Raw genomic sequence first — 19,003 nt, forward strand, 5'->3', positions numbered from 1 at the left:
GGGTGGCTAGAGAGCCGAGTTGAAGGTCGATGCCTGGGTCGGGCGACCGGTGGACGCGGCAAACACCCGCCCGAGCTTGCTGGCGGCTTCCTTGCCACGCGCGTCGATCTCGGCGAGCGGCATACGGCTCTTCTTCGCAACGGCGAAGGAGAGGGAGGATTCAGAGTTCTTCACGGCCGTCCTTGAGGGGATTGTTCCGGACAGGGAAACTGCACCGGCCAGCTGCACCATTGCAGTGTCCGGCGGCACGACTTTACTCTCATGGCCTCTGTTGGCAACTGAGGAAGCCCTCTTGCAACGCGAGCGTCACGTGAGACTGCCACAGACACAACGGAATCATCCATTCCGCCATATGAGTGAAGACAAAACCGCAGACGGGAGTGAAGATGACGGCGATTCCCGGACCACTGCAGAGCCTGGTCTTCCGGAACGCTGATCTACCGGCGCTCTTTCACCACACGGACGCCATCGCGATCGCACGGCAGCGGGAGGCGGTGAATACCACCCGCTGGCAGCTGATCCTGCTGGTCGTGGGCGCGATACCGGCAGCGCTTCCCTGGCACTGGGAGGTTGCTGACACGTTCCAACTGACCGACTCCGTCGGCGTGTTGGCCTACCTTGGTGTCCTGATCACGACCTACCTCTCGTCCCGCCGCAAAGCAAAGTCGCATTGGCAACTAAACCGCTCCGCGGCAGAGTTCATCAAGTCGATGTGCTGGCGTTACTCGGTGCACGGTTCTCCTTTCGACACCGGCACCCAGCACCCCGAAGCAGTGTTCGCAAATCGTCTCGAAGAGGGACTGCAGGAGCTGCGGAAGGTGGGGTGGCCTGACCCCCGCGAGCGTATGACGGATTCGGGCGGACTCATCACGGATTCCATGCGCGAGTTACGGGACAAAGCGTTCACCGTACGCAAGGAGACATATGTACGGGATCGGCTGATCGAACAGCGCAGTTGGTACCGGCGCCGCCAGGAGGTGTCCCGGCGCGCCACCCTGGTCTGGTCGACCACGATCGCCGCGCTGACCGCCTTCGCCCTGGTCCTCGCCCTGTTGAGGATGTTCTCCGTCGGACAGTCCTTCGCCGCGACCGGGGCGCTGTCCGCGGCTGCCGCGGCCTGTCTGGCCTGGAGCGAGATGCGCCGCCACCATCCGCTGATCTCCGCCCATTCGCTGGTGGAGAAGGATCTGGAGTCGATGCAGGTCGCGATGGAGACCACGCTCACCGAACGGCAGTGGCCCCGGGCAGTTTTCGAGACCGAGCGCATCGTCTCCCCGCAGCACACCGACTGGCTCGCCCGGCACCAGACGTGACGGCGCCGGCCGTAGTGGCCCGATCGTGTACGAAGCGGTTGGTGACGACCTGTCAGGCGCGCTCCACTCCGTCGCGCCAGATCACCGTCACCGGGCGGCCGAGCGTCCGGGCGTATCTCACGATGTCGCCCGTGCCGCCGAAGCCGCGGGCCGGCCGGCCGTCCCAGACCGCGAGCAGCCGGTCGCAGTGGTCGGCGATGTAGGCTCCCGCCGCGTAATACGCCTCGTCGGTGGAGTGCGGGAAGTCAAGCCGGACCTCGCGGGCAGCGCGGCCCTTGAGGCTTCGGTAGCGGGCCAGTTCGGGCCCGTCGGCGAAGCAGGCCTCGTAGTCACCGCTGGGGATGACCACGGTCAGTTCCGCCCCGCAGGCGAGTGCCAGGTCGGCGAAGAGCTGGTCCGCTCCCACAGCCAGGCTGGAGAGGGCTTCCAGGGAGCCGTCGAAGCCGCAGAGCACCGTTCGTATCCCGGCCATCACATGGGCGTGCGCTTCCTGGGGGATGCTGCGATGTCCGGTCACTCCGATACGTTTCACGGACTGGAACCCCCTGGGGTGTCTGCCGGGGGTCCCGGAGGGCATCCCTCCGGAAGGCACAGCATCCGCCCCCGTTGTTCCTGCGCGACCGTCCTCCCCCACATCCTCTCAAATGCCGCGGGGTGAACGGGAGCCCCCGCCCGGAATTCGGGCGGGGGCTCTGGCGTTGCCGAACGTGGTTTCGAGAAGGTGCGCGAGGTGCCGGGCGTCAGTAGACGCTGACGCCGTATGCGCTGAGTGCCTCCGTGACCGGCTGGAAGAACGTCGTACCACCGGAGCTGCAGTTGCCGCTGCCGCCCGAGGTGAGTCCGATCGCCCTGGTGCCGGAGTAGAGCGGGCCACCCGAGTCGCCGGGTTCGGCACACACGTTTGTCTGGATCATGCCGTAGACGATGTCGCCGCCGCCGTAGTTGACCGTGGCATTGAGGGCGGTGACGGTTCCGCTGTGGATGCCGGTGGTGGAGCCGCGGCGGGTGACGGACATACCGACCGTGGCGTTGGCCGCGCTGGTGATGTCCTGGCTGCCGACGGTGCCCTCGTGGGCGACCGAGGCGTTGTCGTACCGCACGATGCCGTAGTCATTGGTCGGGAAGCTCGATCCGACCGTCGGGCCGATGCTCGTGGAGTTCGACGAGTTGGTGTACCACGGCGGGTTGCCGTCGGTGCAGTGACCGGCGGTCAGGAAGTAGTAGGTGCTGCCGCTGCGGACGTTGAAGCCCAGCGAACAGCGCCAGCCGGGCGCGTAGATGGCGTCGCCGCCGGAGAGCAGCTTGTTGAACGTGCCGGACGTGCGCTCGATCCGCAGAGCGCCGGCGTTGGCTCCCGCGGACTTCTTGATCTGTTTGATCTCGGCCTGGGAGACCGTGCTGTCGACCGTGACCCTCAGGGTCTTGGTCGCCGGGTCGACGTTCCAGGCGGTGCCGGCTATGTCCGCGCCGAGCACGGCGTCGCTCGCGGCGGTGAGCTGGTTGGCGCTGAACGTCCCGGTGGAGTTGGCGTGGGCGCTGGGCACGGCGAGAGCGGCGACAGCGACGAGGCCTGCGGAGATCGCGACGGCCCTGCTTCGTCTCGCCACGCTGCTGAGGGGGGTGGTGCGCTTGATCCTCACTTCTGGTTCCTCCCAAGGGGAAACGGGGGTCCGCCCGTGGGGTGGTCGGACCCGTGAGGCGCAGTCGGGCGCACGGCCGTGCTCCGCATTCCGGATACGGCGTGCCCCTGACAAGCGCTGCTCGGGAGTATTCAAGGCGTCAACTTCTGGCGCAAGAGGGCCTTTTGGCCTGAGGTCGTCGCCCCGTGCATGCGGCCGACAGGCTCCGGACACGCGGCAGGCACCGTCAGCTCGCGAGCTGACGGTGCCTGCCCGGATGAAATGTGAGGGTGCGTCGCCGGTACGTCAGCGGTACGTCAGTTGTCGATCCGGTTCCGCTCCCCCGCCTCGACGGCGACGGGAAGGGTGTTGCCGGGAGGTGGGAAGGGGCAGATGAAGTGGTCGGCGAAGGCGCACGGCGGCAGCACGGCGCGGTTGAGGTCGACCGTCATACTGCCGTCCTCGGCCGGCGCCGCGGGCCGCAGGAAGCGGAAGCGAAAGCTGCTCTTCCCGCTGGTGGCGTCGGCGAAGACCGCCCAGAGCGAGCCGTCCTGCTCGACCGCGACCTGGAGGGTGTGCTCCGTTCCGTCCACCTCGAAGGCGATCTCACCGCCGAGGCCGAGCCCGCGCTCGACTCCGTCGGCGTTCTCGACCCGGACCGAGCGGGTGGTGTCGTACGGACGGAAGATGCCCGTCAGCGCCCAGCGGGCGTCGTACGACGTCGCCTCGATGGCCCGGAAGGACTTCCGCGCCGTGGAGTCCGGGTCGAAGTCCCTTACCGCCCACAGCCCTTCGCGGCACAGTACGACCAGCCGCCGCTCGGCATGTGCGACGCGGGAGGTTTCGATCGCGCCGCGGTCCGCGGTGAGCCGCACCTCGCCGGTGAAGGGCTTGCCGTCGACGGTGAGCCCGTCCTCGGCGGTGGCTGTGAGCACCAACTCGTCGCCGTCCTCCCGCCACTGCCCGGGGACGGCCGGAATTCGACCCTCCGGGTGGTCGGACAGCCAGTGCGTGCCGGTGAGGGAGAGTGGTCCGTACGGTGCCGAGACCGTGGCGGTGCGCTCCTCTTGCCAGCGGATCCACTCCTCCTCCGCCTGCTGCACCTGCTCCACTTGTTGCGCCTGCTGTGTGTCCGTGCTCATGCGATCAATCCTTCCCTACCGGATCGGCCAGCCCGAGATGGGACCGGAGAGTGGAGCCGGTGTACTCGGAGCGGAAGGCTCCGCGTTCCTGGAGGAGCGGGACGACCCGGTCGACGAAGTCGTCGAGGCCGCCCGGGGTGAGATGCGGTACGAGGATGAAGCCGTCGGCCGCGTCGGTCGAGACGAACTCGATGAGCTCCGAGGCGACCGTCTCCGGGCTGCCGATGAACGACTGGCGCCCGGTCGTCTCGATGACCGTCTGCCGGATGGACAGCCCCTTGGCCTCGGACAGCCCGCGCCAGCGAGCCGCGACGGCGATGGGGCCTCCCCCGGTCGAGCGAAGCCGAGAGCTTGGGGAAGGGTCGCCGATCCTGACCCGGCCCTGGACCAGTCCGGAATCGGGGTCAGGGTCGATCCCGGGGAGCGGCCCGTCGGGATCGTACGAGGAGAGGTCGCGGCCCCAGACCTGTTCCAGGGCTAGGATCGCGTTCTGCGGGGAGATCTGCTGGCGGCGGATCTCGGCCGCCCGTTCCTGGGCCTCGGCGTCGTTGTCGCCGAGGACGAAGGTGACCCCGGGCATGATCTTCAGATCGCCGGGTTGCCGGCCGTACTTCGCCAGCCTCGCCTTGACGTCGGCGTAGAAGGTGCGGCCCGCCTCCAGGGTGCCGTGGCGGGTGAAGATGACGTCGGCGGCGGACGCGGCGAACTCGCGGCCCTCCGCGGAGTCCCCGGCCTGGATGACGACCGGGTGGCCCTGCGGGGAGCGCGGGACGGTGAACTCGCCCTCGATGGTGAAGTGCTGCCCCTGGTGACGGAAGGGGCGTGGGGTTCCGTCGGGGGTCCAGGTGTCCCACAGTTCGCGGGCGGTGGCGACGAACTCGGCGGCCCGGGTGTACCGGTCGGCCCGGTCGAGATAGCCGCCGCGCCGGAAGTTCTCCCCGGTGAAGGCATCGGAGGAGGTGACGACGTTCCAGGCGGCCCGGCCGTCGCTGAGATGGTCGAGGGTGGCGAGCCTACGGGCCAGTTCGTACGGCTCGTTGAAGGTCGCGTTGACGGTGGCGGCGAGGCCGAGCCGGTCGGTGACGGCGGCCAGGGCGTTCAGCACCGTGAGGGACTCGGGTCGGCCGACCACGTCCAGATCGTGGATCCGCCCGTTGCGCTCGCGCAGCCGGAGTCCCTCCGCGAGGAAGAAGAAGTCGAACCTGCCGCGCTCCGCCGTGCGGGCGAGGTGCTCGAAGGAGGAGAAGTCGATCTGGCTCTTCGAGCGGGGGTCGGTCCAGACGGTGGTGTTGTTCACGCCGGGGAAGTGGGCTGCGAGATGCATCTGCTTCGGCGTCGGTGCGGTCATGCTCGTCCCTCCGCAAGGGCGTATCGGTTGGACGGGCGCGCCAGTCCCAGGTGCTCGCGGAGCGTGCCTCCCGGGTAGAAGGTGCGGAACAGGCTGCGGTGCTGCAGCAGGGCAACGGTTCCGTTGACGATCCGTTCGAGATCGCGCTCCGGTGTGATGGGCGTGAGGTGGAAGCCGTCGACGGCTCCGGCCCGGTGCCACCGGGCGATCAGTGCGGCGAGGTCGACCGGGCCGCCCCGGTAGTACGAGCCCCCGGCAGCGAGCGGCGGCCCGCTCTCCAGGCCGGGTTCCGGCGCGGTCTCGGCGTCCCCGAGGTCGACGGTGAGCGCCACCAGCACCCGCAGGGTGTCGGGGTCGCGGCCGTACGCCGCGGTGCGGCGCCGTACATCCGCCCGGATGCCCGCGGCCTGCTCGGGCGTGGTGGCCCGTACGAGTACGACATCGGCGTGGCGTGCGGCGGCCTCCTGGCTCGGTCCACCTGTCCCGTCGATCACGGTGACCGGATGGCCCTGTGGGGGCCTGGGCACGATGGCCGGTCCGCGGACGGTGAACGTCGCGCCCTCGAAGTCGACGTAGTGCAGTTTGTCGCGGTCGATGAAGCGGCCGGTGGCAACATCCCGGATCTCCGCGTCGTCCTCCCAGCTGTCCCACAGCCGGGCGCCGACATCGGCGGTCTCGCCCGCCTCGCGCCACAGTTCCGCGGCGGGCGCGGCGGACCGCCGGCCGAACAGCCGGGCCTCGGCCTCGGTCGTCGACACCTCGGCGCTCCAGCCTGCCCGGCCGCGGCTCACCCAGTCCAGGGTGGCCACGGCGGACGAGACATGGAACGGCTCGGTGTGGGTGGTGGTGACGGTCGGCACCAGCCCGATCCTGCGGGTGGCCGGCGCGACCCGGGAGAGCACGGCGAGCGCGTCGAGCCCGGGGCGGGCGAACGAGTCGCCGAGGGTCACGAAGTCGAGTGTCCCGCGCTCGGCGAGCCGGGCGAGCTCGACGTAGTGCCGGGCGTCGTAGTGGGGCGGGCCGCCGATCTCGGCGGCCAGATGAAGAGCGGTGGTGGCAGACATTGCTGTGCGTACCTCTCGGGCTCAGTTCTTGGGCTTGGGAAGGCCGGGCGGGTTGATCTCGGACTTCTCGACGGCCTCGTTGGAGAGCCCCCAGCGCCTCAGCACCTTGGTGTACGAGCCTTCTTCGATGATGTGGTCGATGGCGGCCGCGTACGCCTCGACCAGGCCGCTGTCCTTCTTCGTGGTGGCGGCGATCTTCCCCTGGAGTCCGTCGCCGCCGCCCGACAGCGTGCCGACGACCTCGGACCGGCCCGCCGACGCCACGTGGTAGTTCACCGACGGGCTGGGGCCGAGATAGCCGTCGATCCGGCCGGACTGCAGGGCCAGGTAGTAGTCGGTGTCCTTCTGGAAGTACTTGATGTCCACCGGCTTGCGTCCGGCCTTGACGTTCTGCTCGCTCCAGTCGACGAGGATCTTCTCCTGGTTGGTGCCGGACGCGACGGCGACGGTCTTCCCCGCCACATCCCTGGGGCCCTTCACCTTCCAGCCGGAACCCTTCTTGGCCTCGAAGGCGATGTTGTCGAGCCGGTAGGTCGCGAAGTCGTACTTCTCCTTGCGTTCTTCGGTGACCGTGACGTTCGACAGGACGCCGTCGAACTTGGAGCTGTCGAGGCCGACGAAGAGGTTCTCCCAGGAGACCTCCTCGAACTCGGGCTTCAGCCCGAGCGTGTCGGCGATCAGGGTCGCGATGTCGATCTCGGAGCCGATCCGGGTCTTGTCGTCGGTGGCGTAGAAGCCGAGCGGCGGCGAGGCGTCGGCGCTCGCGCCCAGCCGCAGCGTGCCGCGTTCACGGACGGCTGCGGGCACCTTCGCCGCGATGGCTTCGACCTTCTTCTCCCGGATCCGGTGCTGGTCGGGGCCGATGTTGATGCCGGTGCCCCGCTGCCCCTTCGGATTGATCTCGTCGGTCGCGGCGTCGCTCGTACCGCAGGCCGTGAGGAGTCCGGCGGCGGTGAGGGTGGCGAGCGTGGCGGCGAGGGTACGGCGGACGGACACGTGGGCGCTCCTTGCAGACGGTGCGGAAGGGGTGGGCAGGGACATGGCAGGGTCACAGGACCTTGGAGAGGAAGGCGCGGGTACGCGGGTGTTCCGGACGGTCGAGTACGTCGGCGGGGGCGCCCTGCTCGACGATCCGTCCCTCGTCCATGAAGACGACGGTGTCGGCGACCTCGCGGGCGAAGCCGATCTCGTGCGTGACGACGATCATCGTGGTGCCGCCGTGCGCCAAGTCCTTGATGACATCGAGGACTTCGCCGACCAATTCGGGGTCGAGCGCCGAGGTCGGCTCGTCGAAGAGCAGCAGCTTCGGTTCGAGAGCGAGCGCGCGGGCGATGGCGACGCGCTGCTGCTGCCCGCCGGAGAGCTGCTTGGGGTACGCCCCCGCCTTGTCGGCGAGTCCGACCCGGGCGAGGAGCTTCTCGGCGGCGGCGACCGCGTCCTTGCGGGGGCGGCGCAAGGCGGAGACCGGCGCCTCGATGATGTTCTCCAAGACCGTGAGGTGCGGGAAGAGATTGAAGTTCTGGAAGACGAAGCCGATCCGGGTGCGCTGGCGCAGGACCTCGCGTTCGCGGAGCTCGTAGAGCTTGTTGCCGTCCCTGCGGTAACCGACCAGGGTGCCGTCGACGCTGATCCAGCCGTTGTCGACCTTCTCCAGGTGGTTGATGGTGCGCAGCAGCGTGGACTTGCCGGACCCGGAAGGGCCGAGGACGACGGTCACCTCTCCGGCGCGTACGGACAGATCGATGCCGCGCAGGACTTCGAGGGTTCCGAAGCTCTTGTGCACGGCCCGGATCTCGACCATGGCGTCCGGGACGGCATCCGTGGAATCGGTGGTCGTGGCGCTCATCGCGCGGCCCCCTTGGCGTAGTGACGTTCGACGTAGTACTGGAGGACGGAGAGCACGGTGGTCAGGAGGATGTACCAGACGGTGGCGACCATCAGCAGCGGCACGACCCTGCCGTTGCGTCCGTAGACGACCTGGACCTGGTAGAAGAGTTCGCCGATCGCCATCACGGAGACGATCGAGGTGCCCTTGAAGAGCGAGATGATCTCGTTGGCGGCGTTCGGCAGGATGGAACGCATCGCCTGCGGCAGCACGATCCGCCACAGCTGTCGGTGCCGGGGGATCCCGAGCGCGGCGGCCGCCTCCAACTGGCCGCTGTCCACGGCGAGTACGCCACCGCGGACGATCTCCGCCGCGTAGGCCGCCTGGTGCAGTGCGAGCCCGAGAACGGCCGCGCTCATCGCGCCGACGAGGTTCATCGTGTCGAAGGAGAAGAAGCCGGGCCCGAACGGGATGCCGAACTGCAACTCCTTGTAGAGATAGGCGAGGTTGAACCAGAAGAGCAGCTGGACGATGAGCGGTATGGAGCGGAACGCCCAGATGTACGCGTAGGCGACCGCACCGAGGAACGGGCTGGCCGACAGCCGCATGAAGGCGAGCACTATGCCGAGCGCGAAGCCGAGCACCGTGCCGTAGAAGGTCAGTTGGAGGGTGATCCAGACGGCCTTGAGGATGGTCTCGGCGGTGAAGAAGCGGGCGAAGACGTCCCACTCCCAGCCGGGGTTGGTGACCAGACCGTGCAGGAACTGGGCGAGCAGGACGGCAGTGGCGACGACGGCGGCCCAGCGCCAGGGGTGACGCACGGGGACGACGGTGAGCGCGCCGTAGTCGATGGCGGAAGCGGCTTCGGACTGTGGCCCGGTCGTTCTGTCGAGAGGTGGATCGCTGGTGAGCGACATGAGATTCCTTGGGATGCGGGCCATGGGGCCAGGGGGGTAAGGGGGCTGAGGAGGTGGGACGGCACCGCGGTCAGGCGCTGAGGCGGTCGCCGCCGTCTGTTCCGTCGCCGCGGTCGCCGCCGTCGCTACAGAGCAGGTCGCGGAGGAACGCCAGAGCCGTCCGTGCGGTGGCGTCGTTCTGCCGGAACGCCGGGCCGCCGGTGCGTGGCCGGGTGAAGGCGCCGCTCACCCGTGCGGTGGTGTGCGGGCCGAGGGCGAAGCGCCGGGGGTGCGGGCGGCCGTCGCGGCCCAGGATCCGGCCGTCGTCGGGGTCGACGGAGAGCAGTCCGGTGGCGGTGGCGGCGGCTCCGTCCTCGTACAGCGCCTGGAGGATCGGGCTGCGGGTGCGCTCCAGTGACGGATCCGGAAGTCGGGCCTCGACCAGCGCGCGGGCCTCGATCCACTCCCCCGGCACGGTGGCACTGCCGGCCCGGAAGACGCCCCGTTCCTCGTCCGCCTCGACGGTCATCCCCGCGCCGAGGAAGCGGACGACTCCGGCCCGGGAGAGGGCGAGCAGCTGGTGCAGCCGCGGTCCCGGCGGGCCGGACGCGAGGTAGCTGAAGAAGCCGTGCCACCAGCCGCCGATGTCGCCGAGCCGCATCAACTGCCCGTAGACAGAGAGCAGTCCGAGGAAGACGGCGAGGTCCTCGCTGTGCGCGGGGTCATGGCGACGGTCGAGGTCGGCGCTGATGTACTCGCGCAGCCCGACCTGGAGTGCGTCGTAGGACGGGTGGCGCACGCCGTCCAGCGGGTGGTCCAGTGCTTCGAGGTCGAGCCGGTCGGCGGGGTCGGGGACGGCGGCGACGACGAGTGCGCGCAGTTCCTGGCTGCCCGGGTCGGCGGCCGCGTACTTCTCCTCGAAGACCTGCCAGTCGACGGTCGTGCGCTCGGCATGGGCGGCGAAGAGCCGGTGGTAGTGGGCGTATCCGAGCTCCTTGTCGACAAGTGGCCACACATCGCGCCGGAAGTCGAGCGGGCCGGGCCGGCTCAGGAGCTCTTCGGTCCGGTCCGGGCCGAGGAAGCGCGGCAGCGGCGGCCGCTCACCCTGCCGGCCGTAGCCGATCTTGGAGTGGTACGGGACACCACGCCGCGATCCGATGTGCAGCACCGGTTCCTTGCCGGAGGGCAGGTACTCGCCGTTCTCGTACCGCCCCCCGCGTCCCTCGGTGAGCAGCACCATCAGATCGATGAAGGCGAGCCCGAAGCCCCGGACGACGACCGGTTCACCGGCGGGCAGGACGGTCAGGTCGCTGTCGGCGGTGAAGCCGGGCGGCAGGTGGACGAGCCCGTGCCGGTCCGCGAACTCCGTCAACTCGACGTGTTCGGGCGCTGGTTCGGCGTCGAGGTGACCGATCGTGAGCACGACGAGGTCGGCGGTCAGCGGTTCGGCGTGCCCCTCCAGCCAGACGTGCTGACGGCCGTCACGCTGCCCGGTGACGCGCAGGGCGTGCCCACGGTGCTCATGCACGGTGATGCCCGCCGGAAGTGCGGCCACCGCCTGCTCGTACACCCATCCCAGATAGACACTCTGCAGCCGTCTGCTCGGGAAGTCCTGGCTTCCCAACGCCTTTATCTGGGCGAGGAGTTCCGGCTCGGCCCCGAGGGTGACTCGGCCGTCGCGGACGTCGGCAGCCCAGGTGTGCAGCGCGGGCCCCGGACGTATCGGCCCCTGCTGCTGGACCGTGTCGTCGGTGAACATGGTGACGTCCTCGGCCATGGAGTTCATCCAGAGCAGCGGGGACTGGTCGTGCCGCCAGATCCGGCCGCCGCCGGGCGGGTGCGGGTCGACGATATGGATGTCCAGCCGCCGGCCCTCGTACAGCTCGGGGGCGTTGGCGGCGATGCGCTCGATGAGACCGGTGCCGCGCGGTCCGGCGCCGACGATGACGAGGGCCGGCCCGACGCTCACCGGGCACCCGCCGTGCCACGGGCGTAGTGCCGTTCGATGTAGTACTGGCCGACGCCGAGCAGCGAGGTGACCACCACGTACCAGAGAGTGGCGACGAGCAGCAGAGGGATCACCTGGTAGGTGCGGTGGTACACGAGCTGCACCGAATAGAGCAGGTCCTGCACGGCGATGATGCTGACGATCGAGGTGCCCTTGAGCGTGCCGATCAGCATGTTCCCGGCGGGCGGGACGATGGAGCGCATCGCCTGCGGCAGCACGATCCGGCGGAACCGGCGCCAGGCGCCGAGGCCCAGCGACTGTGCAGCCTCGATCTGCCCGCGCTCGACGGACAGGATGCCGCCGCGGACCACTTCGGCCGCGTACGCGGCCTCATGCAGGGTGAGGCCTATGACGGCGACCGTGACGGGCCCGAGGAGGTTCACCGTACGGACACCGAGGATCTCCGGGTAGAGCGCGCCGATGTTGAACCAGAAGAGCAGCTGGACCAGGATCGGGGTGGACCTGAAGAGCCAGACGTAGCCCCAACTGACCGCCTGCAGCACGCGGTTGGTGGAGAGCCTCAGTACGGCCAGCACGGTGCCGAGGGCGAAGCCGAGCGCCATGACGAGGGCGGTGAGCCAGAGAGTGAGGCCGAGGCCACGCAGGACGGAGTCGGTGGTGAAGTAGTCGCCGACGACGTCCCACTGGAAGGCATCGTTGCGGATGACGGAGTTCAGCGCCAGGGCAAGTAGCAGCAGGACCGCAACGGCCAGCGCCCACTGGCCTGTTCGACGCACCGGGACGATCCGCAGGCGGTCGGCGTCATTGTCCTTGCCGCTGTTCTCGGACAGCGGGTCCGGGCGTGATTGAGGAAAGGCATCTGTCTGCGCAGACATGCGAAGGCTCCGTGGATGCAGAGATCGAACACGGGACGTGCCTTCACGGAAGAACACAACGCGGACCGGGCCCCTCAGCGCGATCCGTCTCCGAGGTAAGCGCTGTTCACAACATATTGTCAAGCCTGTCCACACTGTGAGCCATACGTCTCAGGTCAGTTGACGGACCGGTGGATCGCCTGTTCCACTTGGTCCATGCATTCGCAGCAGTGGCTGGTCAAGCGCTCCCACATCGACTTCGGTCGCGTGTGGTCCTCCTCCTGTTGAGCTGACCCCCTGCGGTTTCTCGCGTCCGTGCCTCGCGCCGTGTCCGGCGCCTGAGCACCGTTCCCTGCGCGTCTTCACGTACACAACACCGATGCACCCTCCCCTCAGGCTGTTCGCCGTTCCGAGCTTCTTCCGCCCTTCCTTTCTTCCTTCGCCCCGCCCGTGGCCGTGCTGCCGTGGCGCGCCGCCCGGCGCTGCCCGGCTGCCCCCGCACGGTCGACGAACCTGGAGAACCACACCTCATGCCCCGTACCCGGCACACCGCCGCCTTCGCGCTGATCACCGTCGCCGCAGTCGCTCTCACCGCGTGCGGGTCCGGCGATCCGGCAGCCGCTCCGGCCGGCGCGGCCGGCCCGGTCACCTCCGCCAAGGGGAAGATTCCGACGCAGGACGTCGTGTCGTCGGTGAAGAAGAACAAGGCCGCGGCCGCGCTGCTGCCCGCCGATGTCCGAGCATCCGGCACGCTGACCATCGCCTCCAGCGTCGGCACGCCCCCCGGCGCCACCTATCTGCCGGACGGGAAGACCGTGGCCGGCACCGACATCGACGTCGCGGACGCCGTGGCCGGGGCGCTGGGGCTGAAGCTGAAGCGCGAGGTGGCCGCCTTCGAGGCGATCCTGCCTGCGCTGGGCAGCGGGAAGTACGACCTGGGGACGGGGAACTTCGGGGTCACCGACGAGCGCCGCCGGACGATCGACTTCGTCACGTACCTCAATGACGGGCAGGGCTTCGCGGTCCGCGACGACAGCAAGCTGGCGAAGGTCACCGATCTCACCCAGCTCTGCGGCCTGACCGTGGGCACCGCCGCGGGCACCACCTTCGAGGTGACGCTGGAGGAGAACAAGCACCGGTGCGCCGAGGCGGGCAGGAAGCCTTACGACGTGAAGACCTACTCCGACCTGGCGGCCGTCTGGGCCTCGCTCCAGCAGGGCCGCAGCGACGTGGTGATGTCGACCATCAACGGGTTGCGCTATGCGGTCGAGCAGCAGGAGGGTGTGCGCTTCCTCAATGAGTTCAAGCGGCTCGATGTCGGCTTCGCGTTCAAGAAGGGCACTCCGCTCGCGCCCGCCTTCCAGGCGGCGGTCAACGGGCTCAAGGCGGACAGGACGTACGACCGCATCCTGAAGAAGTGGGGCATCGGAGCGTCGGCGATCGAGTCCTCGCGGATCTCGCCGCCCGAGATCAAGTGACCCCGGGGCCGCCGGGCCGGCCCGAGGCGTGGCTCAGCAGTCGCACCCGCAGTCGCAGCAGTCGCAGGAGCTGCAGCAGTCCCCGCAGTTACTGCAGCAGTCGCACGCATCGCAGCAGTCGCTGCAGTCGCACTGGCTGCACAGCCCCTCGCGCCGCTGCCGGCTCCACGGGTCCTCGAAGGTCCCGCAGCACATCTGGCAGGTGCAGGCGAGGCCCGCCCACACCAGGCAGCCCGTGATCAGCCCACGCCGGTCGCGCGGCGGCTCCGGCGGGGGCTGAGGCGGGCCGAACGGACTGCCGGGGTTGTTCGGCGCGTACGGATTGCCCGGCGGCGGCCCGAAGGACCCGGTCCGCCGCAGCCCCGCCGCCTCGCCCGGCGGCGCCTTCGCGGAGGACTCCGTCTGCTGCCGGGCCGTCAGATCCCGGCGGGTGTGCTGCGCATCCGCCTGGTGCGAGCACGTCTGCGTGGCGAAGGCCCGGTCCACCGAACGCCGCAGTTCGTGCACGAGCAGCACATGTGTCAGTTTGTCGTCGGTGAATTCGGCGTCGCGCAGCGCCAGCCGTACACCGCGCAGCGCGTCGTCGCACAACCGCCGGGCCTCGGCGCGCGTGGTGCGTGTGGCGGTGAGCGGGTTCCAGGCGCCCGACGCGGCGTCAGCTTCCTGGTCCTCCACGGCATCCAGCAGATGCGCGAGCCGCCCGAAGAGCCGGCCGGCCTCGGCGAGAGGTTCGGCGTTCTGCGGTCGGCCCGCGAGCGCGGCGGTGTGGGCGAAGGCCGCCGCGGTGGCGGTCTCGGTGGGTTCGGTGACCGTCAGCAGCGGGGTGCCCGGCCCGGCCAGCCGTTCGACGCCGGTCTGCCGGTCGACGGCGTCCACGAGGACGGCGGTGTCGAACCCCAGCTCCGCGCCGGTACGCGCCCCGGCCCGGTCCCAGCCCGCGGCGACCCGGCGGGCGGCCGCGGCGACCGGACGACGCCTCAACAGCCCGTCCCGGTCGGCTATGTGGTCCCGTACCTTCGCCGAGGCGAGCACCAGCGAGACGGCGGCTGCCAGTCTGGCCCCCTCGCCGCGGGCTACCGGAGCGGTGCGCATGGAACGCAGTGGGCAGGGCCCCGCAGTGCGTCGCCATCCGGTGGTGCGCTCAGCCTGAGCCTCCGTCAGAACCGAGACGATCAGGCCGTCATAGTTCGTGACGATCCGGGCGAACTGCCCGTGGTCCGAGCGAAGCGCGAGGCAGAGCCCGCAGAGATGGGCCATCCACTCGGCCTTGAGGCCCTCCGGCAACCGATGGGCGCAGGGCCTGACTATTCCGAACACGACGATCCCCCGAGAGTCGTTCAGACGTGCGCCGCACTCGTGCGTGTGCGCGACGGGCATCGTATCGAGTGACCCGTTCACCCGTACGCACCCCACGTCACCCGTACGGACCGGGACATCATATTTTCTTTTCACCAGGGGCCCTATGCAGGAGGAACCTTGACGAATCGCCACATCTTCTGCACCAGTAACGTCACGAATCCCCTGCGCGCCGACTATCCACTTGGCGCACGATCCGCATCATGGTCGACCATAGGGATACGAATGAGATGCGGAACACCAAGGAACCGCGGTGAGAGGAGGCGTCCATGGGATCGGTGCGCAAGGCGAGTGCCTGGCTGGGCCTCGTAGAGGACAACGACGAGCGTTACTACGACGACGACGACGAGTACACCGAGGGTGCACGGACCGGGACCGGCAATGCCTGGGTGACCGACCCACGGGTGCAGGTGGTCTCCGAGGCGGCCGAGGAGACGGGCCGCCGGATCGCCACAGTCACCCCGGACAGCTTCCGGGACGCCCGCGGCATCGGCGAGCTCTTCCGGGACGGCGTCCCGGTGATCATGAACCTCACGGCGATGGACCCCTCGGACGCGAAGCGTGTCGTGGACTTCGCCGCGGGGCTGATCTTCGGACTGCGCGGGTCGATCGACCGCGTCGCCACCCGGGTCTTCCTGCTGACCCCGGCCGACACCCACGTGGTCAGCGGCGAAGCCGCCGGCCGACCGGCCGACGGCTTCTTCAACCAGAGCTGAGCAGGGCGCTCGCCGGATCGGTCCGGCCGACGTCCCGTTCTACCGGAATGCGTCCAGACCGGTGAGCGCCTTGCCCAGCACCAGCTGATGCATCTCCACGGTGCCCTCGTAGGTGAGCACCGACTCCAGGTTCGTCGCATGCCGCATCACCGGGTATTCGAGCGAGATCCCGTTGGCGCCGAGAATTGTGCGTGAGGTGCGGCAGATCTCGATCGCCTCCCGCACATTGTTGAGCTTTCCGAAACTGACCTGTTCCGGGCGGAGCCTGCCCGCGTCCATCCGACGGCCCAGATGGTGGGCGAGCAGGATGCCCTTGTGCAGTTCGACGGCCATGTCCGCGAGCTTGGCCTGAGTGAGCTGGAAGCCGCCGATCGGCCTCCCGAACTGTTCCCGGGTCTTCGCGTAGTCGACCGCTGCCTCGAAGCTGGCGCGTGCGGCGCCCATGGCTCCCCAGACGATGCCGTAGCGGGCGTGGCCGAGGCAGTTGAGCGGGCCGCGCAGGCCGGTGACCCCGGGGAGTACGGCATCGGCGGGCAGCCGTACCTCGTCGAGTACCAGCTCACTGGTGACGGAGGCGCGCAGCGACCACTTGTGCTTGATCTCGGGCGCCGAGAAGCCGGGGGTATCGGTCGGCACGACGAAGCCGCGGATACCCTCGTCGGTCTGTGCCCAGACGACGGCCACCCCGGCCACCGAGCCGTTGGTGATCCACATCTTGCGGCCGCTGAGGACCCAGTCTCCCCCACTCCCGGCTTCGCCCGAGCGGGAGGTGCCTCCCGGCTCTCGCTTGGCGTACGTCCGCATCCCGGCCGGGTCGGAGCCGTGGTCCGGCTCGGTGAGCCCGAAGCAGCCGATGATCTCGCCGGCCGCCATCCCGGGCAGCCACCGCTCCTTCTGCTCCTCCGAGCCGAAGCGGTGGATGGCGTACATGGCGAGGGAGCCCTGGACGGAGACGAGCGAGCGGATCCCGGAGTCCGCCGCCTCGAGCTCCAGGCAGGCCAGTCCGTACTGGACGGCGGTGGCGCCCGCGCAGCCGTACCCCTGGAGGGACATGCCGAGGGCACCGATCGAACCGAGCTCGCGGGCCAGCTCACGGATGCCGGGCAACTCGCCGTCCTCGTACCACTCGGCGATGTGCGGCAGGACCCGGTCGGTGGCCCAGGCACGGACGGTGGAGCGGATCGCGAGGTCCTCGGGGCCGAGCAGATCGTCGATACCGATCGGGTCGGCGGGGTCGAAGGGCGGCAGCTTCGACGGCTTCGCGGACTCAGCGGACTCGGTGGTGGACATGAGAGTGCCTCCGGCGGCTCGCACGGTACTAAAACTAGCAGTGTTAGTTATGGCGTCGTGCTGACGTTACGGCTCAGTGTGCCGCTCGTCCAGAGCCGGTGGCCTCGGCGGGTTGCCGCCGGACAGGCAGCGAACGGGGCCGGTTCCGACAGTCCTGTCCAGGGGCTCCCTGGGGACCGTGGAACGCCCGGGCCTCACGGGACTCGTGGTCGTCCTGCACATCGCGCGGATCGCAGAGAACCCGCGGCGGGCACTCCATCACCCGCGGCAGCCGCAGCGCGGCGAGCGAGCCGAGCAGCAGCAGCCCCGCGCTGACCAGCAGCGTGACATGCAGACCGTTGACGAAGGCGTGCCGGGCGGTGCTCCGCAGCGCCTCGCCCTGCGGACCGCCCAGCTGGGACGCCACCTGATAGGCCTCGCCCAGCGAGTGGGAGGCGGCGGCAGAGGCCTCGGCGGGAACGCCCGCCCCGGAGAGCTTGGCCAGCCCAGGGGTGTAGGCGGCGTTCATCACGCTGCCGAGCAGCGCGATCCCCATGCCCGCTCCCAGCTGGTACGAGGTCTCACCGATGGCCGCCGCGCCACCGGCCCGGTCGGCGGGGGCCTCGCTGAGCATCGATTCGTACGCACCGAAGAGCGTGGACTGGAGCCCGAAGCCGAGCACTACGAACGCAACGCTCAGCAGACCGGGCCGGTCGTGCTGCCCCATCAGGGTCAGGAGCAGCACCGAGGCCGCCGTGAGCACGAAGCCCCACCCGACCATCCGGCGCGGGCCGATCCGGCGCAGGGTGTACGAGCCGGTGGCGCCCGCCGCCATCGCGGCGAAGGTGAGCGGCAGCAGCCGCAGACCGGTGTCCAGCGGGCTGAGGCCCAGGACCAGTTGGAGGTACTGGACGGCGATCAGTTCGAGACCGACCAGGGCCAGCATGGCGAGGACGATGCAGCCGACCGCGGTGGAGAAGGCGGGTCTGGCGAACATCCCTATGTCGATCAGAGGATGCGTACGGCGCTTCTGCCGGCGTACGAACGCGACGATAAGCGCGCCGCCCAGGAACAGCGGCACGAGGGTGGCGAGGACGAAAACGCCCTCGCCGGTGCCCGCACGCTTCACACCGAAGACCACACCGAGCACTCCGGCCGCGGCCATCAGCGCGCCGAACACGTCCCAGGGGCCGTCATTGCTGCCCCGCGACTCGGGCAGCAGCAGCCGGCCGGCCGGAAGGATCAGGGCCATCAGCGGGATGTTGATCAGGAAGACCGAGCCCCACCAGAAGTGCTCGACGAGGAAGCCGCCGATGACCGGTCCGATGGCCGCGCCGACCGCGGCGACCGCGGTCCACACCCCGATGGCGACGGCCCGCTCGCGCCGGTCGGGGAAGACCTGGCGGAGGATCGACAGCGTCGCCGGCATGATCATCGCGCCGCCGACCCCGAGCAGGGCGCGCGCCGCTATGAGGACGCCCGGACTGTCGGCCATCGCGGCAACCGCGGAGGCGACCGCGAAGAGGGCGTAGCCGAGCAGCAGTATGCGGCGGCGGCCGACCCGGTCACCGAGGGTGCCGAAGAGGATCAGCAGTGAGGCACAGACCAGTGGATAGGCGTCCACGATCCACAGCAGACCGACGGCGCTCGGCCGCAGGTCCTCGGTGACGGCGGGGACTGCGACGTGCAGCACGGTGGCGTCGAGCGCCACGAGCAGCAGGCTGAGGCAGAGGACGACCAGGACGACCCATCGGTTGGCACCGTCGGCGGCTGCGCGCAGCCGGAGTCGGGCTGTGGTCGTCCCGGACATGCATGTACCTCCCAAAAGGCCTCGCGCTCGGCAGGCCAACCGGGGATGCAGCGTCTGCTGCCCCTCCAGGCCCGGCATCGACGGGCGAGTGATCCGTCAGCGTACGCGAGTTCGGCGTGGCCACACGTGGTCCATCTCATACCTCGGCGGACCACGGAGTGTGGCGTACGCCACGCCGGACCCCGCACCCGGCCCCGGCCGGACGGCGCCCGTCGCCGCCGTGCACGCACACCGGACTCGCCCCGTGACCGGCCCAGCACCGTCCGTTCACCCGGGCGTGACGGCCGCAGAAATGCATACAGCATCGCTATTTGTTATTCACGGATACCCAAACACCCTTCCGA

The 19,003-nt window shown here is 69.4% G+C and carries 17 protein-coding genes; 3 read left to right on the forward strand and 14 right to left on the reverse strand.

All coding sequences use genetic code 11. From position 1 onward, the window contains the following. Positions 1–6: 6 nt before the first annotated feature. Positions 7–174 (reverse strand): FxSxx-COOH cyclophane-containing RiPP peptide, encoded by a 168-nt coding sequence (gene fxsA, locus ACIA8E_RS25955; RefSeq protein WP_399301715.1) that lies wholly within the window; start codon positions 172–174, stop codon positions 7–9. 212 nt (positions 175–386) lie between these two features. Between fxsA and ACIA8E_RS25960 the strand changes: the two genes are divergently transcribed. Further along, a complete protein-coding gene (locus tag ACIA8E_RS25960) occupies positions 387–1,313 on the forward strand; it encodes a DUF4231 domain-containing protein (RefSeq protein ID WP_399301716.1) in 927 nt (308 codons plus the stop codon). Positions 1,314–1,365: 52 nt separating this feature from the next. Here the strand turns inward: ACIA8E_RS25960 and ACIA8E_RS25965 are convergent, their stop codons facing one another. From ACIA8E_RS25965 to ACIA8E_RS26010, 10 genes are all read right to left on the reverse strand, one after another. Then, the gene (locus ACIA8E_RS25965) at positions 1,366–1,845 is read right to left on the reverse strand and encodes a hypothetical protein (protein WP_399301717.1); all 480 of its coding nucleotides are present in this window, start codon (positions 1,843–1,845) and stop codon (positions 1,366–1,368) included. Positions 1,846–2,053: 208 nt separating this feature from the next. Next, positions 2,054–2,953, reverse strand: a complete 900-nt coding sequence (locus tag ACIA8E_RS25970) for a S1 family peptidase (RefSeq protein WP_399301718.1) — start codon at positions 2,951–2,953, stop codon at positions 2,054–2,056. Between the two features lie 296 nt (positions 2,954–3,249). Further along, complete coding sequence (locus ACIA8E_RS25975) at positions 3,250–4,074, reverse strand: DUF1684 domain-containing protein (protein ID WP_399301719.1); 825 nt, start codon at positions 4,072–4,074, stop codon at positions 3,250–3,252. Between the two features lie 4 nt (positions 4,075–4,078). After that, positions 4,079–5,422: an NtaA/DmoA family FMN-dependent monooxygenase gene (locus ACIA8E_RS25980; protein WP_399301720.1), complete on the reverse strand. Its 1,344-nt coding sequence runs from the start codon at positions 5,420–5,422 to the stop codon at positions 4,079–4,081. Then, positions 5,419–6,486 carry an LLM class flavin-dependent oxidoreductase gene (locus ACIA8E_RS25985; RefSeq protein ID WP_399301721.1) on the reverse strand — a complete coding sequence of 356 codons (1,068 nt, stop codon included), beginning with the start codon at positions 6,484–6,486 and terminating at the stop codon, positions 5,419–5,421. Before ACIA8E_RS25985 ends, ACIA8E_RS25980 begins: the two co-directional genes overlap by 4 nt. A 21-nt stretch (positions 6,487–6,507) precedes the next feature. Beyond that, complete coding sequence (locus ACIA8E_RS25990) at positions 6,508–7,482, reverse strand: ABC transporter substrate-binding protein (protein ID WP_399301722.1); 975 nt, start codon at positions 7,480–7,482, stop codon at positions 6,508–6,510. 52 nt (positions 7,483–7,534) lie between these two features. Further along, positions 7,535–8,287, reverse strand: a complete 753-nt coding sequence (locus ACIA8E_RS25995) for an amino acid ABC transporter ATP-binding protein (protein ID WP_313941505.1) — start codon at positions 8,285–8,287, stop codon at positions 7,535–7,537. A 41-nt stretch (positions 8,288–8,328) separates the two neighbouring features. Beyond that, a complete protein-coding gene (locus ACIA8E_RS26000) occupies positions 8,329–9,228 on the reverse strand; it encodes an amino acid ABC transporter permease (protein WP_399301723.1) in 900 nt (299 codons plus the stop codon). A 70-nt stretch (positions 9,229–9,298) separates the two neighbouring features. Continuing rightward, complete coding sequence (locus tag ACIA8E_RS26005) at positions 9,299–11,176, reverse strand: FAD/NAD(P)-binding protein (RefSeq protein WP_399301724.1); 1,878 nt, start codon at positions 11,174–11,176, stop codon at positions 9,299–9,301. Next, positions 11,173–12,051, reverse strand: a complete 879-nt coding sequence (locus tag ACIA8E_RS26010; RefSeq protein WP_399301725.1) for an amino acid ABC transporter permease — start codon at positions 12,049–12,051, stop codon at positions 11,173–11,175. The genes ACIA8E_RS26005 and ACIA8E_RS26010 overlap by 4 nt, the downstream gene beginning before the upstream one ends. Positions 12,052–12,560: 509 nt before the next feature. Here ACIA8E_RS26010 and ACIA8E_RS26015 point away from each other — a divergent pair. Beyond that, entirely contained in the window at positions 12,561–13,508 is a 948-nt protein-coding gene (locus tag ACIA8E_RS26015) for an ABC transporter substrate-binding protein (RefSeq protein WP_399301726.1), read from the forward strand. Positions 13,509–13,541: 33 nt separating this feature from the next. On the opposite strand, the gene ACIA8E_RS26020 is transcribed toward ACIA8E_RS26015, so the two are convergent. Beyond that, positions 13,542–14,825, reverse strand: coding sequence for a DUF5685 family protein (locus ACIA8E_RS26020; protein ID WP_399301727.1), 1,284 nt, complete (start codon positions 14,823–14,825; stop codon positions 13,542–13,544). A gap of 308 nt (positions 14,826–15,133) precedes the next feature. Between ACIA8E_RS26020 and ACIA8E_RS26025 the strand changes: the two genes are divergently transcribed. Then, a complete protein-coding gene (locus tag ACIA8E_RS26025; RefSeq protein WP_399301728.1) occupies positions 15,134–15,580 on the forward strand; it encodes a cell division protein SepF in 447 nt (148 codons plus the stop codon). Between the two features lie 39 nt (positions 15,581–15,619). Here ACIA8E_RS26025 and ACIA8E_RS26030 read toward each other — a convergent pair whose 3' ends face one another. Then, on the reverse strand, positions 15,620–16,870 hold the full coding sequence (locus ACIA8E_RS26030) for an acyl-CoA dehydrogenase family protein (protein ID WP_399301729.1): 1,251 nt from the start codon (positions 16,868–16,870) through the stop codon (positions 15,620–15,622). 73 nt (positions 16,871–16,943) lie between these two features. Beyond that, the gene (locus tag ACIA8E_RS26035) at positions 16,944–18,659 is read right to left on the reverse strand and encodes an MFS transporter (RefSeq protein WP_399301730.1); all 1,716 of its coding nucleotides are present in this window, start codon (positions 18,657–18,659) and stop codon (positions 16,944–16,946) included. Between the last annotated feature and the right edge of the window lie 344 nt (positions 18,660–19,003).

The sequence above is a fragment of the Streptomyces sp. NPDC051664 genome, from assembly GCF_044453545.1.
In the GTDB taxonomy this organism is placed as follows: Bacteria; Actinomycetota; Actinomycetes; order Streptomycetales; family Streptomycetaceae; genus Streptomyces.

Excerpts from the sequence above, each read along its gene's own strand:
- ACIA8E_RS25985 (WP_399301721.1), bottom strand. The coding sequence starts at position 6,486 with ATGTCTGCCACCACCGCTCTTCATCTGGCCGCCGAGATCGGCGGCCCG.
- ACIA8E_RS26010 (WP_399301725.1), bottom strand. The coding sequence starts at position 12,051 with ATGTCTGCGCAGACAGATGCCTTTCCTCAATCACGCCCGGACCCGCTG.
- ACIA8E_RS25975 (WP_399301719.1), bottom strand. The coding sequence starts at position 4,074 with ATGAGCACGGACACACAGCAGGCGCAACAAGTGGAGCAGGTGCAGCAG.
- ACIA8E_RS26035 (WP_399301730.1), bottom strand. The coding sequence starts at position 18,659 with ATGTCCGGGACGACCACAGCCCGACTCCGGCTGCGCGCAGCCGCCGAC.
- ACIA8E_RS25960 (WP_399301716.1), top strand. The coding sequence starts at position 387 with ATGACGGCGATTCCCGGACCACTGCAGAGCCTGGTCTTCCGGAACGCT.
- ACIA8E_RS25980 (WP_399301720.1), bottom strand. The coding sequence starts at position 5,422 with ATGACCGCACCGACGCCGAAGCAGATGCATCTCGCAGCCCACTTCCCC.
- ACIA8E_RS26025 (WP_399301728.1), top strand. The coding sequence starts at position 15,134 with ATGGGATCGGTGCGCAAGGCGAGTGCCTGGCTGGGCCTCGTAGAGGAC.
- ACIA8E_RS25995 (WP_313941505.1), bottom strand. The coding sequence starts at position 8,287 with ATGGTCGAGATCCGGGCCGTGCACAAGAGCTTCGGAACCCTCGAAGTC.
- ACIA8E_RS26030 (WP_399301729.1), bottom strand. The coding sequence starts at position 16,870 with ATGTCCACCACCGAGTCCGCTGAGTCCGCGAAGCCGTCGAAGCTGCCG.
- ACIA8E_RS26015 (WP_399301726.1), top strand. The coding sequence starts at position 12,561 with ATGCCCCGTACCCGGCACACCGCCGCCTTCGCGCTGATCACCGTCGCC.
- ACIA8E_RS26000 (WP_399301723.1), bottom strand. The coding sequence starts at position 9,228 with ATGTCGCTCACCAGCGATCCACCTCTCGACAGAACGACCGGGCCACAG.